The 15,750-nt window shown below is 64.1% G+C and carries 15 protein-coding genes; 11 read left to right on the top strand and 4 right to left on the bottom strand.

The features are described from left to right. Window positions 1-95: 95 nt before the first annotated feature. Both VF629_RS23105 and VF629_RS23100 read left to right on the top strand, forming a co-directional pair. Window positions 96-1,028 (top strand): NAD(P)/FAD-dependent oxidoreductase, encoded by a 933-nt coding sequence (locus VF629_RS23105; RefSeq protein WP_331060873.1) that lies wholly within the window; start codon window positions 96-98, stop codon window positions 1,026-1,028. A 319-nt stretch (window positions 1,029-1,347) separates the two neighbouring features. Then, window positions 1,348-3,828 carry a TonB-dependent receptor gene (locus VF629_RS23100; RefSeq protein ID WP_331060872.1) on the top strand — a complete coding sequence of 827 codons (2,481 nt, stop codon included), beginning with the start codon at window positions 1,348-1,350 and terminating at the stop codon, window positions 3,826-3,828. Between the two features lie 33 nt (window positions 3,829-3,861). Here the strand turns inward: VF629_RS23100 and VF629_RS23095 are convergent, their stop codons facing one another. Together VF629_RS23095 and VF629_RS23090 are read right to left on the bottom strand one after the other, a co-directional pair. Continuing rightward, window positions 3,862-4,746, bottom strand: a complete 885-nt coding sequence (locus VF629_RS23095; RefSeq protein WP_331060871.1) for a DJ-1/PfpI family protein — start codon at window positions 4,744-4,746, stop codon at window positions 3,862-3,864. A 27-nt stretch (window positions 4,747-4,773) separates the two neighbouring features. Continuing rightward, on the bottom strand, window positions 4,774-5,706 hold the full coding sequence (locus tag VF629_RS23090) for a GlxA family transcriptional regulator (protein WP_331060870.1): 933 nt from the start codon (window positions 5,704-5,706) through the stop codon (window positions 4,774-4,776). A gap of 151 nt (window positions 5,707-5,857) precedes the next feature. Between VF629_RS23090 and VF629_RS23085 the strand changes: the two genes are divergently transcribed. The 8 genes from VF629_RS23085 to VF629_RS23050 all read left to right on the top strand — a co-directional run bounded on the left by VF629_RS23085 (window position 5,858) and on the right by VF629_RS23050 (window position 11,653). Beyond that, on the top strand, window positions 5,858-6,433 hold the full coding sequence (locus tag VF629_RS23085) for a sigma-70 family RNA polymerase sigma factor (RefSeq protein ID WP_331060869.1): 576 nt from the start codon (window positions 5,858-5,860) through the stop codon (window positions 6,431-6,433). 3 nt (window positions 6,434-6,436) lie between these two features. Beyond that, window positions 6,437-6,703, top strand: a complete 267-nt coding sequence (locus VF629_RS23080) for a hypothetical protein (protein WP_331060868.1) — start codon at window positions 6,437-6,439, stop codon at window positions 6,701-6,703. Between the two features lie 200 nt (window positions 6,704-6,903). Beyond that, window positions 6,904-7,608 (top strand): ATP-dependent Clp protease proteolytic subunit, encoded by a 705-nt coding sequence (locus tag VF629_RS23075; protein ID WP_331060867.1) that lies wholly within the window; start codon window positions 6,904-6,906, stop codon window positions 7,606-7,608. A 204-nt stretch (window positions 7,609-7,812) separates the two neighbouring features. Then, window positions 7,813-8,742 carry a cation diffusion facilitator family transporter gene (locus tag VF629_RS23070; protein ID WP_331060866.1) on the top strand — a complete coding sequence of 310 codons (930 nt, stop codon included), beginning with the start codon at window positions 7,813-7,815 and terminating at the stop codon, window positions 8,740-8,742. 181 nt (window positions 8,743-8,923) lie between these two features. Then, window positions 8,924-10,159: an MFS transporter gene (locus VF629_RS23065; RefSeq protein WP_331060865.1), complete on the top strand. Its 1,236-nt coding sequence runs from the start codon at window positions 8,924-8,926 to the stop codon at window positions 10,157-10,159. An 87-nt stretch (window positions 10,160-10,246) separates the two neighbouring features. Continuing rightward, window positions 10,247-10,684 (top strand): hypothetical protein, encoded by a 438-nt coding sequence (locus VF629_RS23060; protein WP_331060864.1) that lies wholly within the window; start codon window positions 10,247-10,249, stop codon window positions 10,682-10,684. Between the two features lie 109 nt (window positions 10,685-10,793). Beyond that, entirely contained in the window at window positions 10,794-11,240 is a 447-nt protein-coding gene (locus VF629_RS23055) for a DUF6526 family protein (RefSeq protein WP_331060863.1), read from the top strand. Window positions 11,241-11,350: 110 nt separating this feature from the next. Further along, window positions 11,351-11,653, top strand: a complete 303-nt coding sequence (locus VF629_RS23050) for a DUF4286 family protein (RefSeq protein ID WP_331060862.1) — start codon at window positions 11,351-11,353, stop codon at window positions 11,651-11,653. A gap of 192 nt (window positions 11,654-11,845) precedes the next feature. Here VF629_RS23050 and VF629_RS23045 read toward each other — a convergent pair whose 3' ends face one another. Further along, window positions 11,846-13,759, bottom strand: a complete 1,914-nt coding sequence (locus tag VF629_RS23045) for a T9SS type A sorting domain-containing protein (RefSeq protein WP_331060861.1) — start codon at window positions 13,757-13,759, stop codon at window positions 11,846-11,848. A 286-nt stretch (window positions 13,760-14,045) separates the two neighbouring features. Between VF629_RS23045 and VF629_RS23040 the strand changes: the two genes are divergently transcribed. Then, entirely contained in the window at window positions 14,046-14,633 is a 588-nt protein-coding gene (locus VF629_RS23040) for an arylesterase (protein ID WP_331060860.1), read from the top strand. A 176-nt stretch (window positions 14,634-14,809) separates the two neighbouring features. Here VF629_RS23040 and VF629_RS23035 read toward each other — a convergent pair whose 3' ends face one another. After that, window positions 14,810-15,727 carry a DUF72 domain-containing protein gene (locus VF629_RS23035; protein ID WP_331060859.1) on the bottom strand — a complete coding sequence of 306 codons (918 nt, stop codon included), beginning with the start codon at window positions 15,725-15,727 and terminating at the stop codon, window positions 14,810-14,812. Window positions 15,728-15,750 lie beyond the last annotated feature (23 nt).

The raw sequence follows: 15,750 nt of genomic DNA, 5'->3' as shown, positions 1-15,750 counted from the left end.
CTGCCCTCCGCCCAGCCCCATGCTTCACGAGCAGGCTTGGGCGGGGGGCATGACGTGAACCGCGAGGTATCCGAACACTTTTTTTCTGCCTGACCATGCTCAAATTTCCAAGGCCCGCCCAACCTACTTACGACGTGCTGATTGTGGGCGCCAGCAACGCCGGCCTGAGCGCCGCCCTGGTGCTGGGCCGCGCCCGGCGCCGGGTGCTGGTGCTCGACGGCGGCCCGCCCCGCAACGCGCCCGCCTTTCACACCCACAGCTTTTTTACCCGCGACGGGGCTGCCCCTCAGGAGGTGCTGCGCATTGGGCGCGAGCAGTTGCGGCCCTACGACGTAGAGATTTGCGCTACCGCCGCCACCAAAGTTCGGCCCACGGCCGAGGGCTTTACCCTGACTTTGGCCACGGGCGCCGAGGCCACGGCGCCGGCCCTGCTGCTGGCCACCGGCGTGGCCGATGAGTTGCCCCCCGTGCCCGGCTTGGCCGAGTTGTGGGGCCGCGGCGCCTACCATTGCCCCTATTGCCACGGCTGGGAAAACCGCTACAACCGCGTGGCCGTGTACGGCCGCGGCGAGGCCGGCTACCAGCAAGCCGTGCTGCTGCACCAATGGAGCCCCGAGCTAACCCTGTGCACCGATGGCCCCGCCGATTTGACCCCCGCCCAACAAGAACACCTCGCCCGTCTCCAAGTGCGGGTACTCGAAAATCCGGTAGCGGCCCTCGACGGGAGCATCCGCTGCCTGCGGGCGCTGGAGTTTCAGGACGGCAGCCGCCTGGGCATTGACGCGCTGTTTTTGCGGCCCATGCAGCGGCAGCGCAGCGACTTGGCCGCCCAGCTCGGCTGCGCGTTCAGCCCGGACGGCACGTTTGTGCAAGTGACGGAAACCGGCCTGACCAGCGTGCCGGGCGTGTATGCCGTGGGCGACATGGCCGGGCCGCTGCAGCAAGCGCTGCTGGCCGCCGCCAGCGGCACGCGCGCCGCGGCAGCCCTCAACAACGAATTGATATTTAGCAGCCTGATTACGGCTTGACGTCTGGCCCAATAAGTGTCCCGCTCCGTTGGGGCCCGGGCCGTCGACCCGGAACTTGCCGTCGCAAGCGTCTCTACCACGAGAGCAACTAATTGGTGAGTGCTTTCGATTCGCTGCAACGAAGCGGCAGAGATGCTTGCCCACGGCAAGTTCCAGGTCGACGGCCCGGGCCCCAACGGAGCGGGACACTTATTGGGCCAGACGTCAAGCGACGCCAGGACGCGGGGTGACAGTTTGTTGATGCGGTGCGGGCTAGCGTATGACCTTTCTTAATCTTTGTGAGCTGATTTGCCGTTTATGCGGCAGTTTTTGTTTTTATATGTCTCATTCTCTTACGCTCACGGCGCTGCTGTTGAGTGCTTCTGTTTTCGGCGCAGTGGCGCAAACAGCGCCGCTGCCGGCGGCCCCGCGCACCCGAGCTGTGGCCCCGCCGCTCACGGGCCGGGTGCTGGATGCCGCCACCGGCGAGGGCCTGCCCGGCGCCACGGTACTGTTCTCCGACTTGAAACGCGGCACGGCTTCGGAAGCCGATGGCCGCTTTTCCTTTGCCAACCTGCCCCGCGGGCGCTTCACCCTGCAAATTCGTTCGCTGGGCTACAACACCGTGACGCAAACCGTGGACACGGGCAGCGGGCAGCCCGTGGAAGTGAAGCTGATTGCCGCCGCCACCGAAATTGGGCAAGTAGTGGTGACGGGCGTGTCGCAGGCCACGGAGCTGCGCCGCTCGCCGGTGCCCACCACCGTGGTCGACCGCACCCGCCTCAACCAGACGTCGGGTTCCAACCTCATCGACGCCATTGCCCACACGCCGGGCGTGAGCCAGATTACGACCGGGGCCGCCATCAGCAAGCCCGTGGTGCGCGGCTTGGGCTACAACCGCGTGGTGACCCTGAACAACGGCGCCCGGCAGGAAGGCCAGCAGTGGGGCGACGAGCACGGCGTGGAAATCGACGAATTCAGCGTCGACCACGCCGAGATTATCAAAGGGCCTGGCTCACTGCTGTACGGCTCTGATGCCATGGCCGGCGTCATCAACTTTGTGGCGCCCGACCCCGTGGCGGAGGGCCGCATCACGGGCGTGGCCACGGCCAACTACCAGACCAACAACCACCAACAGGGCTATTCTTTCCAGAACGCGGGCAACCTCAACGGGCTGAACTGGCTGGCGCGCGGCACGCGTAAGGTGGCCGGTGCCTACCGCAACCGCTACGACGGCCGCGTGTATAACTCCGGCTTCAACGAGTGGGACGCCAACGGCTACGTGGGCGTAAACAAAAGCTGGGGTTATTCGCACCTCGCCTTCAGCTCGTTCAACCAGCGCGTGGGCCTGACGGAAGGCGCCCGCGACGAAGCCGGCCGCTTCACCAAAGAAGTGCCCGCCGGCCTCGACCAAGCCGGGGCCGACAGCGCCGCCGTGCTGCCCGTGACCGACGCCGACCTGCGCGGCTACGGGCTGGCCGTGCCCCAGCAGCAAATCAACCACTTGCGCATCGGCACGGAAAACAACTTCATTCTGGGCGAGAACGGCTCCCGCGTGACGCTGCAAGCCAGCTACCAGCAAAACCTGCGGCGCGAATACGGCAACGTGTTCGACCCCAAAGAAACCTCGCTTTACTTCCAGCTGCGCACTGTCGACTATGCCCTGCGCTACTTCCTGCCCGAGATGAGCGGCTGGAACCTGACCGTGGGCACCAGCGGCCTGCACCAGCAAAACCGCAACCTGGGCGTGGAATTCCTGATTCCGGCCTACCGCCTGAACGAGGGCGGCTTGTTTGGAGTGGCCAAAAAGACCTTCGGGGCCGTCGACATCAGCGGCGGCCTGCGCTACGACGTGCGCCGCATTGTGGCCGATGCGCTGTGGCTCGACGGCGACGAGCAGCCCACCACCAGCGACGCCCCCGACGCGGAAACCAAGTTTGCGGGCTTTGCCACCACCTTTCGCAACTACAGCGGGAGCGTGGGCGCGGCCTACAACGTGAACGAGCGGTGGACGCTGAAGGGCAACCTCTCGCGCGGCTTCCGGGCGCCCAACATCGCCGAGCTGGGCTCCAACGGCATCCACGAGGGCACCATTCGCTACGAAATTGGCCAGCCGAACCTGGCCGCCGAAACCAGCCTGCAGGTTGATGCGGGCGTGAGCTACGTGAGCGACCACGTGCGCTTCAGCGTGGATGCCTTCGCCAACAGCATCGACAACTACATTTTTACGCGCCGCCTGCTTACGCCCAGCGGCGCCGACTCGCTGAGCGTGGAGGGCGACGGCGTGTTTCGCTACGAGCAGGGCCAGGCCCGGCTGCTGGGCGGCGAGGTCAGCCTCGACTTTCACCCGCACCCGCTGGACTGGCTGCACTTCGAAAACTCGTTCTCGATGGTGCGCGCCGAGCAACTCGACCGCCCCGAAGCCGAGCGGTACCTGCCCTTCATTCCGGCCGACCGCCTGCAGTCGGAGCTACGAGCCAACTTCCGCCGCCAGGGCAAGCGCATCACCAATCCGTATGCCCGCGTGCAGCTGGAGCACACCTTTGCTCAAAACCGCTTCTTCTCCGCCTTCGACACCGAAACGGCCACGCCGGGCTACACCCTGATTAACGCCGGCCTGGGCTCGGACCTGGCCAACGCCCAGGGTCAAACGCTGTTTTCCGTCTTCATCACGGCCAACAACCTGTTCGACGTGGGCTACCAAAGCCACCTCAGCCGCCTGAAATACGCCGACTTCAACGCCGCGAACGGCCGCCGTGGGGTGTTCAACCAAGGCCGCAACGTGAGCGTGCGTCTGGTGGTGCCGCTGGCGTTTAAGTAGTCGTTAGGCTGCTGGCGTCGGGGGGCCTCCGCGCTACTTCTTGCGCGCTGCGCCCGCTGCTTTGCTTTTCGCTTGGGGCGGCGCGGCTTTCACCACCAGGCCTTGGTTGGGTTGCCACTTGTCGTACTCCATGTGCTGAGCCGTGCGCCGGGCGGCTTCTTCGCCGCGCAGCTTGGCCACCACGTGCAGGGCGCCGTCGATGCCGGCGGAAATGCCGGCGGTGGTAATTACCTGGCCGTTATCCACAAACCGCGTGTTGCGAAGCACGGTGGCCTTGGGCGTGACGCGTTGTAGCTCGTCGATGTAGCTGTGAAAGGTGGTGACTTGCTTGCCATCGAGCAGGCCGGCTTTGCTCAGCAGCACCGCGCCGGTGCAGACGGACAGCATCACTTCGGCCCGCGTGGCGGAGGCCTGCACCCAACGCACGAGTGCCTCGTCCCGCAGCAGCGGGTCGGTGGAGCCGCCGGGCACCACCACGATGTCCGGGGCCGGGCAGTTGGCCAAGGTGTAATTGGGCGTGATGGACACAAAGCCCTGGCTTTTGATGGGGGCGGCAGTGGTTGCGACGGTGTACACGTTGAAGCCCGGCGCCACGGCAAACACCTCGCTCGGGCCCGCAAAGTCCAGGATTTCCATGCCCTCAAACACCAGAATGGCCACGTTTTTCTTTGGCGGCTCGTTTTGGGCTGCTTGGAGGCGCTGGCTACGCAGCGAGTCCACGGCCGCGGCGGAGCGTTGCACCAAAGCCATGCCGCAGTCGCGGCAGGTGCCCGGCCCGGCGGCGGCCGTGAGGTCGCAGGCCCGGTCGCAGGGCGGGCAATGCCAGGCCAGGGTGCCGGCCTTGGCTGCCAGTTGGGAATATGTGGAGCCGGAAAACAGCGCGGCCAACAAGACCAAGAGAATGCGAACAGCTTTCATAAGCAGCAGGGAGTTAAGTGGTGGGAATCAGGCGGTGGGTTTCGACCAGATGCGCTGCAGCTGGCGGACGTTGCGAAAGCCGCACTGGGCGGCAATGGCTTCCAGGGTCAGGGCCGGGTTGTGGCGCAGGGTGTGGGCCAATTCCCGACGCAAGGCGGTGGTGTATTCGTTGATGCTGATACCGGTGGCCTTGCGGAAGGTGCGGGTGAGGGTGCGCGGGCTCATGTGCACCAGCTCGGCCAGCGTTTCGAGGGTGGCGCTGGCGGCCAGGTTTTCGGCCAGCCAGTCTTGCACGTGGTGCACGCCCGAGTGCAGGTGGTTGCGGCAGTCCAGGTAGATGCTTTGCTGCTTGTGCGCGCCGCCGCGCCGGGTGTACACCACCAGTTCGCGCGCTACTTTGGTTGCAAACAGCGGCCCGTGCTGCTCCTCCAACAAGTAGAGCGCCAAGTCGATGCCCGCCGTGACGCCGGCGCTGGTATAAACGCCGCCATCTTCCACAAACAGCGTGTCGGGCAGCGCCTGCACCCGCGGGAAGCGCGCTTGCAGCTCAGCCAAGCGCCGCCAATGCGTGGTGCATTTGTGTCCATCGAGCAGTCCAGCCTCGGCCAGCACAAAAGCCCCCGTGCAGATGGAGCAAAGCCGGGCCCCGCGTGCCTGCTGCGCGCGCAGCCACGCAAAAAACGCCTCCTCCTGCCGAAACGCCGCCGAGCGCAAATACTCCATTTCCAGTCCCGGCACGAAAACAAAATCCCCGGCCTGCAGCGCCACCTCGGCAAACGGCACCAACGGCCTCAGGCCCAGGCCGGCCGAACTGCTCACCGCCGGCTGGTAGGAACAGTACGTGAGCTGGTAGGGCTGGCCGTAAGTGGCCGCCTCGTAGAAAACCTGCACCGGGCCGGTCAGGTCGAGCACATGCACACCCGGCGGCACCACAAACACAACATGGGGTAAGGCACTCATACGGGTTGTCGTTGTTGCCTCAAAGGTATTGGCCAGGGAAAACGCGCGCCGGCCATTCACCGGCCATTTTGAGACAATTTTCCGGGGCCTGCAGCCAACTATTTTTCCTGGCCAAGGTGATAGTTGCCCCCGAAGTGGATTAATTAGTACCATGTCTACTTCGATGACTACTTCCCCGCCCGCCACCGCCCTCCGCGTAGCCCTGCTGGCCAACCGCGCGCAGGCCCTGACGCGCCTCTACCGACAGGCTTTCCCGTTGGTGCGCCGCTACGTGTGCCGCCACGGCGGCACGGACCAAGACGCGCAAGACGTATTTCAGGATGCTTTGGTCATCTTGTACGAGCAGGCCGTGGGCGGCACGCTGGTGCTCACGGCCTCGGCCAGCACCTATCTGGTGAGCGTGAGTCGCAACTTGTGGCACCACGAGCAGCGCCGCCGCGCCCGCCTCCCGCACGAGGCCCTGCCCGACGACCCCACGCTGGCCGCCGACGCCCCGCCCGCTGCCGAGGAAACCGGGTTTGCCGTGCTCGACTACGTGGAACGATTGGGTGAAAAGTGCAAGGGCCTGTTGCTGGATTTCTACTACTTCCAGCAGCCGCTCACGCAAATTGCCGCGGCCAAGGGCTACCGCACCGTCCGCTCGGCCACGGTGCAGAAGTTCAAGTGCCTGGAGCGGCTGCGGCAAGCCGTGCGGGCCGTGGTCACCCCCGAAACCGTTGAGTATTAAGCCATGCGCTCCGAACTCGAACGTCTGCAGTTTATCGAGCGGCAGCTGCTGCACCGGCCCGCGGCGCTGCCGGCCCACGAATGGAACGTGCGCCTGCTGATTGACGGCGACCTGCACGCCGACACGGTAGCGCAGCAGCAGTTGTACCAGGGCCTGCGCTTGGCCGGCCGCCGCCAGCTACGCCACGAGCTGCGCCAGATTCACGAGCAGCTGCACGGGCCGCGCGCCACGGGCTGGCCGGCCTGGCTGCGCCGCCTGTGGCCGAGGTAACGCCGCAACGGTTGGAGTCTCGTCGTTGAACGCCCCCTGAACGAACCTTCAACGACGCCCGAACGGCACGGCCGCCGAGACGCCACCGGTTACGCCGCTACTTCATTCCACTGATTTCTCACCCCGCATTACGGGTTTTCCGCCCCGTGCTTTTCAGCCTGGCCGGCCCCGCTATGCCCTTTTTTATCTCCCTAATTCTCATGCTGACCACTCCCGAATTCCGCAAGTTCGCCGTGCACGGCCAGGGCCTCAACGGCCTCGCCGTGGACCAGTACCTGACCCATGCCGAAGGCCTGGCCCGCCAGCACTTTACGGGCATGACCCGCTCCGTCATCGAGGAGCGGCCCACGCGCTTCGCCGAAATCGACGTGTTTTCGCGCCTCATCATGGACCGCATCATCTTCCTGGGGCAGGCCGTGGACGACCACATTGCCAACATCATCAACGCCCAGCTGCTCTTCCTGGAGTCGGCTGATGCCCGGAAAGACATTCTGCTCTACATCAACTCGCCGGGCGGCGGCGTGTACGCGGGCTTGGGCATTTTCGACACCATGCAGTACGTGAACCCCGACGTGGCCACCATCTGCACCGGCTTGGCCGCGTCCATGGGGGCCTTCTTGCTGTGCGGCGGCGCCATCGGCAAACGCTCGGCTCTGCCCCACGCCCGCGTCATGATTCACCAGCCTTCGGGCGGCGTGCAGGGCCCTTCGGCCGACATTGAGATTACGGCCCGCGAAGTGGTGAAACTGCGCCAAGAGCTCTACGGCATCTACGCGGAGCGCACCGGCAAAACCTACCAGCAAATCCACGACGACTCGGACCGCGACAATTGGATGCGGGCCGACGAAGCCAAGGAGTATGGCCTGATTGACGAGGTGCTGACGCGAACGGCCGCCGCGGTGTAGGGCGTGCGCTGGAAAAATACCCCCATTGCCCGTCATGCAGCGCGCAGCGAAGCATCTCGCCCGCAGTCACTGGGTAGTGGTGGCACGCGAGATGCTGCGCTGCGCTGCGCGCTGCATGACGTTTTTCTTGGCCGCGGTTTGTAGTTCCTAACCGGCACCGAATGCGCCGCCGGTGTGTTCTTCGTGTACTCCACGCGTTCTGCCATGCCCCACGACCACCACGCCCACAGCCACGCCGGCCACGTTCACGCCACACCGCCCGCCGGGGGCGCCTTCAGCGCGGCTTTTGCCACCGGTATCGGGCTCAATTTGGCTTTCGTGGTGGCCGAAACCATTGGCGGCCTGGCAGCTAACTCCGCGGCCCTGCTGGCCGATGCGGGCCACAACCTGAGCGACGTGCTGAGCCTGGCGCTGGCCTGGGGCGCGGCGTGGCTGGCGGGTCGCAAGTCGTCGGCGCGCTATACCTATGGCTACAAGGGCGCCACCATTCAGGCCGCGCTGCTGAATGCGGCCTTGCTCTACGCGGCCCTGGGGTTCATTTTGTGGGAAACCATTGACCACCTGCGCCACCCGGCCCCAGTCAACGGCTGGTCGGTGATGGTGCTGGCCGGCATTGGCATTGCCATCAACGGGTTCACGGCCTGGCTATTCCGGGCGGGGCAGAAGTCGGACGTGAACGTGCGGGGCGCCTACCTGCACATGCTCACCGACGCGCTGGTGAGCGTGGGCGTGGTGCTGGGCGGCGGACTGGTGATGTGGACCGGTTGGACCTGGCTCGACCCGCTCATCAGCCTCGGCATCCTGGTCATGATTGCCGTGAGCTCCTGGGGCCTGCTGCGCGACACCGTGCGGCTGGGCTTGCAGGCGGTGCCCAATGGCATCGACTTGGCAGCTGTGCGCACCTTTTTACTGAATCAGCCCGACGTGGTGAGCGTGCACGACCTGCACATCTGGAGCCTGAGCAGCGGCGACCACGACGCCGCCCTTACGGCCCACCTCGTGCGCCCCGGCGGGGCCGACGCCGCCTGGCTGGCCCGCCTGGCCAAGGAATTGGAAAACGAGTTTCACATCCACCACAGCACCGTGCAGGTGGAAGACGGCCTGACGCCCGGCGGCTGCGCCAGCGGCTGTTAGCTGCACGAGACGGTGGCATTTAAACGCGGCTAACCCACAAAGCGTGGCCGTCATGCAGCGCGCAACGAAGCATCTTGCGTGAGGTGGTAAGTAGTGGTAGCAGGCGAGATGCTTCGCTGCGCGCTGCATGACGGGCTTAGGGCGCGGGGGCCGATTTATGCGGCCCGTGCTACATTTCGCCATGCAAGCCTCCCACCCTACTAAAAACACGGTCTTCACCGCCGCGGTCATTGTGGCCGCGCTGGGCTATTTCGTCGACATCTATGACCTGATTCTGTTCAGCATTGTCCGGGTCGAGAGCCTGAAAACCCTGGGCATTACTGCGCCCGCCGAAGTCACCAACCAGGGCCTTTTCCTGATAAACATGCAGATGGGCGGCATGCTGCTCGGCGGCATTTTGTGGGGCATTTTGGGCGATAAGAAGGGCCGGCTGTCGGTGTTGTTTGGCTCCATCTTGCTTTACTCACTGGCCAACATTGCTAATGGCTTCGTCACCACCATCGACCAGTACGCCTGGCTGCGGCTCATTGCCGGCATCGGCTTGGCCGGCGAGCTGGGCGCGGGCATCACGCTGGTGAGCGAGAGTCTGCCCAAAGAAAAACGCGGCTACGGCACTATGATAGTGGCCACCATCGGCGTGAGCGGCGCGCTGCTGGCGTATTGGGTGGCCAAGTTTGGCTGGCGCAATGCCTATTTCGTGGGCGGCGGGCTGGGCCTGCTGCTGCTGTTGCTGCGCGTGAGCGTGCTCGAGTCGGGCATGTTCCAGCAGGTGCAGGCCCAAACGGGCGTCAGCCGCGGCAACTTCCTGAGCTTGTTCACCAATGCGACGCGGCTGGGCAAGTACTTGCGCATCCTACTAATAGGAGTGCCGCTGTGGTTTGTGGTGGGCATCCTCGTCACGCTGGCGCCGGAGTTTGGCCGCGAGCTGGGCATTACGGGCGAGGTCACGGCCGGGCTGGCGGTTTTCTGGTGCTACTTCGGGCTCGTGTTTGGCGACTTCCTGAGCGGCGCCCTCAGCCAGGTGTGGCACTCGCGCAACAAGGCGCTGCTGGTGTTCCTGGGCTTCTGCGCCGCCATGGTGGCCACGTACTTGATTATGCTGCGCGGCGCCACGCCCACGCAGTTCTACACGGTGTGCTTTGTGCTGGGCATCTCAGTGGGTTTCTGGGCGCTGTTTGTAACGGTGGCCGCCGAGCAATTCGGCACCAACCTGCGCGCTACCGTGGCTACTACCGCCCCCAACTTTGCCCGCGGCGCGGTGGTGGGCCTCGTGCCGGCCTTCAAGTACTTGAGCGAGCAATGGGGCTTTCTGACCGGCGCACTGGCACTGGGCGGCATCACGCTGGTGCTGGCCGTGTGGGCCGTGCGCACCCTGCCCGAAACCTACGGCAAAGACCTTGACTACGTGGAAGAATAGCCCGTTGCAAAGCTCCTCTCATCAACCTTCGGCTACGGGTTACGTTAGAGAGTACAAGCAGTAATTGCTTGATTTTTAACTCCGATTATGAAAAATATTCTTTTCAGCGCCGCCCTCCTGGCCGCCCTGACCACCGCCTCGGCCGCCTCGGCCCAAACCACTCCTACCAGCACCACTCCGGCTCCAACCACGACCACCGACCCCGCCGCCGTGCCGCTCACTCCCGAGCAGCAAAAGCAGCGAGCCGACGAAGCCAAAGCCGCTTACGAAGCTCAAAAGCAGCAGTCTAGCAGCACCGAGCAGTCGGTGCGCAACAGCAAAAACCAGCTCAAAGAGCAGGAGAACGCTGAAAAAGACTTGAAAAAGCAGCTCAAAGACCAGCGCGAGCAAGAGAAAGCGCAGAAAGCCCAACTCAAAGAGCAGCGCAAAGCCGCCAGCGAAGCCAAAAAGCAGGAGCGCGCCGCCAAGGCCCAGGCCAAAGCCGAAAAGCAGCGCGCCAAAGAACTAGAAAAGGCCAGCAAATAACTCCGGCCCGTACTCGTCTACAAAAGCTCTGGCCCCGGCCGGAGCTTTTTTTACGCCCCTATCCGCTGCCCTGGCGCTCACTGTTGCGCCGTTTCTCTATTTCAATTACATGGCCACTCCCACCAAAAACACCGTTCAGTTTTACCCTTGGCACCATTTCGTGCTGCTGCCGCTGGCCCTTATCCTGGCGGGCTACGGCATCAAGCACTACCTCAACGTGGCCGGCAACGACGATGAAATTGCCCGCCTGTGGTTCACCGTGGCGGCCGTGGCCGTGGTTGGCCTGGGCGTGCTGATAATGCTGCGCCAACACTACGCCCTGCAGCTGCAAGACCGGGTGTGCCGGCTCGAAGTGCGCCAGCGGTATTTTGAAGTGAGCGGCCAACGCTTCGCAGCGCTGGAAAAGCAGCTCACCCTCAGCCAGATTCTGAGCCTCCGCCTGGCCGGCGACGCCGAACTGCCGGCCCTGGCCCAAGCCGCCGCCGCCGAAAAGCTTTCGCCAAAAGACATTCAGGCCCGTATTACTGATTTTCAGTTCGACGCCATGCGGGTGTGAGGTCAATGGGCGAAGGAGTGAACGGGTGAAGAAGCGAATATTTTCGTTTCTGCCAACTTTGACCTTTTCATTCGCCCACTCACTCATTCGCCCATTCACCCATTGCCCCCATGATTCTTTACAACGTCACCAGTAGCCTCGAGCCCGCCATAGCCGACCAGTGGCTGGACTACATGCGTACCACCCACATGCCCGAGGTGATGGAAACTGGCTTTTTCCTCAAAAGCCAGCTCTGCCGCCTCCTCAACGAAGAAGACAACGGCATCACCTACGCCGCCCAGTACTACTGCATCAGCGTTGAGCAGCTCGAAGAATACCAGCGCGTGTGCGCCCCCGCCCTGCGCGCCGACATGGAAGCCCGTTTTGCCGGCCAGTACGTCTCGTTCCGCACCGTGCTCGAAATAGTAGAATAGCCCCGCTTCACTCCCCGCCCATTACCAAAGAAAAGCCCGCCAAACGTAGCCGCTTGGCGGGCTTATTCACGTTAACTCCTTGTGAATAAGATGTAAGCAGAAAGAACCAAGCAGCAAGATTGCAGGAGACGCACCTTAAGAAACCGTCTCCTGCAATCTTGCTGCTTGGTTTTTCCTACTTACGTCTCACTCTCAATTGGCAGCCACGCCCACGCGTACCGTGGCGGTTGTCCAAGTGCCGTTTGGCGCCGGCACGGCCATCTGCACCAAGTATACGCCCGCCGCCAAACCACTCAAATTCAGTCGCTGCTGCTGAACACCAGCCCGTTGGGAAGCGCCGGTGAGGGTGCGCACGGGGCGTCCCACGGCATCCCGCACGGTAAAGTGCGCCGCGCCGGGTGTTTCTTGTTGGTAATTCAGCGTCAGGGCGTTGGCCGTGGGATTGGGGTATGCCTCCAGGCGCAGCCGCGCGGCTTGCGCGGCCTGCGTGCGCAGGGGCGTGGCCCCTTCATCGGCGCCCCGGTAGGTGGCCGTTGGGTTGCGTGGGGCGCCGTCGATGTCGCGGGGCACGGCGGCCAGCGGCGGGCTGGCGAGGGCGCGGTCCCCAACCGACGCGCCAGCCACATGCAAGTCGCCGGCGGCCTCGTTCACAAACGCAATGGGCTTGCTGACCGAGCCGGCGTCGTACGTAGAATTGGTTTGCCAGTCGGCCAGCGTGGCGGAGGTGATGCGCGTGCCGCCCAGCTCGCGGCCCGTCTGGCCAATGGCGCCGTTGGTGCCGGGAGCCAGCAGCACGTTGTTGGTACTGGTAAGGTTGCCGCGGGTGGTGTTGCCGTCGACCACGGCCAGCGCGTTTTGCGTGCTCACGCTTGTGCTGAGGCGATTGATGATAATGTTGTTGCGCAGCTCTGCCGGAAACAAGCCCGTGCTGCCGCCAGTCAGGTAAAAGCCGGCGGATGAATAGGCCACCGGGGCAGCGGCCGCCGGCAGCACAACGGTGTTGTGAAAAGCTTGCGTGAGCCCGCCGCCGCCCGCTTGCCGGAATATCCAGATGCCCTGCGCGTAGAGGGTATTATCGGTAGTGCTGGCCGTGAAATCGATGCGCTGAATGCCGCCAATGAAGTTGTTGAATACCTTCAGGGTATCGCCGAGGATGACACTGGCCCGAATGCCCAGGGCCTGCGAGCCGCCCGTGCCCGCAAAGCGCACATAACCAACGCGGTTGTTCTCCACAAGCCCGCTCGAATTGTCGAAGCTAAAGGCCGAGGCGCTGACCGGAAGTGCCGGGCTGGCGTTGCGAATCAGCACGCTGTCGATGCGGTTGCCCACCAGACGCATCCGGCGCTGCGCCGCGGCCGAAATCCCCGCGGCTGTCCCGCTGCCGCCGTCGAGCCCGATGAACCGCTGGCCGCCCAGCACGCAGCCAACCACCTCGTTGCCGGAATCGGTGAAGGTGGGCGCCCCGGAGAATGCCGCCACCCCGGCCAGGCGAATGCCCGTGCTGGCCCGGTCAACTTGCACGTTCACAATGCGGTTGTTGTTGTTGGCCCCGCTGGCAGCCGTAGCGGCCGATACTATCTGCACCCCGCGCGAGCCGGGCACCGCCGCCGGGGCCGTGCCGCCGCCCAGGCGAATGGCGCAGTTGCTCACCGTGACGTTGGTGCTGCCTTTGGTGCCGGTGCCGGTGATGCTGACGCCGACTTCCACTTGGTCGGCCGCGGTGCTGCCGCCGTCGGCCACGTTCAACGAATCGAGCGTAAGGTAGTCGCAGGCCGTGATTAGAACGGCCGCGTCGGTGGTGGCGGCGGTGCCCGCGGGCCGCAGGGTCACGTTGCCGCCCCGCCCCACAAATCGGATGCGGTTGGCCGCCGAGGAGCCGGCGATGTTATTGAGCACGAGCCGCTCGGGGTACGTGCCGGGGCGAATGGCCACCGTCACCCCGCCGGGGCCTACGCCGTTGGTTTGCAGGGCGGCCGCGGCGGCCGTCAGGGTGGCGTACGTGGGCGTGGTGCCGCCCACCGTAACGGTGCCCGTCAGGGCCTGGGCATGAGCGCCCGCAGCGCCCGCCAGCACCAGGCCAGCCAAAAGAGTAAGAGTTGTTTTCATTGCTGGAAAAAGTGGGTGAGTGGGAAAAGCGGTTGCTGAATGAGGAAATTCTGGATGAGCAACTTTTCTGCTGCTACTCACTCAAGGCCCTAAGCCGGTCGAATAGTAAGCAACTATTTCTTGTTCTGTTAATTAAATCGGAATTAATTGGATTCACTGCGCCCTAGGCAGGTCTGATTGCGTAGCTCCGCCTTGCTCTTGCTACAGCCAGGAAACAGGTTATTTGGTACTGCTAAAGCCCGTTTTGCCGGCACCAATACCCCGTTCCGGCTGTTTGGTATCTAGCATGAAAAATATCATTTTCTTTGGCGATAGCCTGACAGCGGGCCACGGCCTGCGCGCAAGCGAAAGCTTCCCAGCGCTGCTTCAGCAGCGCCTCGACGAGCAAGACCTTTCTTACAAGGCCTATAATTATGGCGTAAGCGGCGAAACCAGCGCCGGCGGCCGGCAGCGCTTGGCTTCGGTGCTGGCCCGGCACCCGGTCGACGTGTTCGTGCTTGCCCTGGGCGCCAACGACGGCATCCGCGGCATTCCCGTCCGCGAAACCACCCAAAACCTGCAATTCATCATCGACGCCGTGAAGCGGCAGTACCCGAAGGCGCAAATTGTGCTGGCCGGCCTGGAGTTTCCCTTCGACCTCGGCCCGCTTGGGGGGCACCGCCTGGCCCACTACGCCACCGAGTTCAAAGCTCTCTTCCGGACCTTGGCCGACAAGAACAGCCTGCCCTTTGTGCCCTTCCTGCTGCAAGGCGTGTTGGGCCGCCGCGAGCTCAACCTCGCCGACGGCGTGCACCCCAACGCGGCTGGCCAGAAAATCCTGGCCGAAAACGTATGGCAGGTGCTAGGGCCGCTGCTGCAAGTGCAAGTGTCTTAAGGCTGCGCCTTTAGCAATGCGTCGAAAGTAGCCACGCGTAAACAGGCCGTCATGCAGCGCGCAGCGAAGCATCTCGCGTGCAGTAAGTAATCATTAACGCTGTCACGATTGAGTTACTACCACAAGCGAGATGCTTCGCTGCGCGCTGCATGACGGCCTGTTTACGCGCCAAGCAATTACCCAAACAGGTTGCCCTGGACCGGCTGGGGAATGATGAAGGGAGGCGCCACGGCAATGCCCGTGAGCGCCTTCATCTTTTCCAGGAAGTAGGTGGCGAACACGGGGGCGTGGCGCACGTCCTTCTGGTGAATGAAGAAGTAGATGTCGTGCACGCCCTGGGCCACCCAGGCCGCCAGGCGCTCGGCCCAGGCGTCGGCGCGCTGGTAATCGGTGCTGTGCAGGCCGTGCCCGTTGAAGCGGATGAAGGCGACCGGCGTGGTCAGGCGCATGGGCAGCACGTCGCGCCGGCCGGCCACGTCGGTTATCACCAGCGTTTTGTTCAGGGCTTCGAAGGTGGCAAAGACGGCATCGGCCAGCACCCGGTCGGCGTACCAGCGGGGGTGGCGCAGCTCCACGGCCAGCGGCACGGCCTCGGGAAAGTCGAGCAGAAACCGCTCGAGGCGGGGCAGGTGCTCGGGCCCAAAATGTGGCGGCAGCTGCAGAAACGCCCAGCCCAGGTTGTCGCCCAAGCTTTCGTAGGCCCGGGCCATGGGCACCACCAAATCGTCGGCCTGAAACAGCTCCCGCTCGTGGCTGATGCTGCGCGGCAGCTTCGGGCAAAACTGAAACCCCGGGCCCACGGCCTCGCGCCAGCGCCGCACCGTACCGGCGTCCGGAATGCGGTAGTGCGTGGTATTCAGCTCGATGCTGTTGAACTGCTGCGCGTAGTAGTGCAGGTAATCGGGCTCTTTGATGCCGGCCGGGAAATAAGAGCCCAGCCACTCTTTGTTGGTCCAGATGGGGCAACCCACGTGCAGCCGGGCGGGTGCGGGCTGCGCGGGCCGGGCCCGGGCCAGCACGCGGGCGGTTTCGGGGTGGTCGGGCGGCAGCCGAAAATCAACGTAGCGCAGGTCGGGCAAGCGGCCAAAATCCATGGTGCAAAGGTAGCCACCCGCCC

It is taken from the genome of Hymenobacter sp. (assembly GCF_036388155.1).
Taxonomy (GTDB): Bacteria; Bacteroidota; Bacteroidia; order Cytophagales; family Hymenobacteraceae; genus Hymenobacter.
The sequence above is the reverse complement of the archived record's forward strand: the minus strand, read 5'-3'. Positions and strand labels throughout refer to the sequence as shown.

Coding starts and splice junctions, on each gene's coding strand:
- VF629_RS23065 (WP_331060865.1), top strand. CDS start 8,924: ATGCAAGCCTCCCACCCTACTAAAAACACGGTCTTCACCGCCGCGGTC.
- VF629_RS23035 (WP_331060859.1), bottom strand. CDS start 15,727: ATGGATTTTGGCCGCTTGCCCGACCTGCGCTACGTTGATTTTCGGCTG.
- VF629_RS23040 (WP_331060860.1), top strand. CDS start 14,046: ATGAAAAATATCATTTTCTTTGGCGATAGCCTGACAGCGGGCCACGGC.
- VF629_RS23070 (WP_331060866.1), top strand. CDS start 7,813: ATGCCCCACGACCACCACGCCCACAGCCACGCCGGCCACGTTCACGCC.
- VF629_RS23105 (WP_331060873.1), top strand. CDS start 96: ATGCTCAAATTTCCAAGGCCCGCCCAACCTACTTACGACGTGCTGATT.
- VF629_RS23090 (WP_331060870.1), bottom strand. CDS start 5,706: ATGAGTGCCTTACCCCATGTTGTGTTTGTGGTGCCGCCGGGTGTGCAT.
- VF629_RS23045 (WP_331060861.1), bottom strand. CDS start 13,759: ATGAAAACAACTCTTACTCTTTTGGCTGGCCTGGTGCTGGCGGGCGCT.
- VF629_RS23075 (WP_331060867.1), top strand. CDS start 6,904: ATGCTGACCACTCCCGAATTCCGCAAGTTCGCCGTGCACGGCCAGGGC.
- VF629_RS23080 (WP_331060868.1), top strand. CDS start 6,437: ATGCGCTCCGAACTCGAACGTCTGCAGTTTATCGAGCGGCAGCTGCTG.
- VF629_RS23055 (WP_331060863.1), top strand. CDS start 10,794: ATGGCCACTCCCACCAAAAACACCGTTCAGTTTTACCCTTGGCACCAT.
- VF629_RS23095 (WP_331060871.1), bottom strand. CDS start 4,746: ATGAAAGCTGTTCGCATTCTCTTGGTCTTGTTGGCCGCGCTGTTTTCC.
- VF629_RS23085 (WP_331060869.1), top strand. CDS start 5,858: ATGTCTACTTCGATGACTACTTCCCCGCCCGCCACCGCCCTCCGCGTA.
- VF629_RS23050 (WP_331060862.1), top strand. CDS start 11,351: ATGATTCTTTACAACGTCACCAGTAGCCTCGAGCCCGCCATAGCCGAC.
- VF629_RS23060 (WP_331060864.1), top strand. CDS start 10,247: ATGAAAAATATTCTTTTCAGCGCCGCCCTCCTGGCCGCCCTGACCACC.
- VF629_RS23100 (WP_331060872.1), top strand. CDS start 1,348: ATGTCTCATTCTCTTACGCTCACGGCGCTGCTGTTGAGTGCTTCTGTT.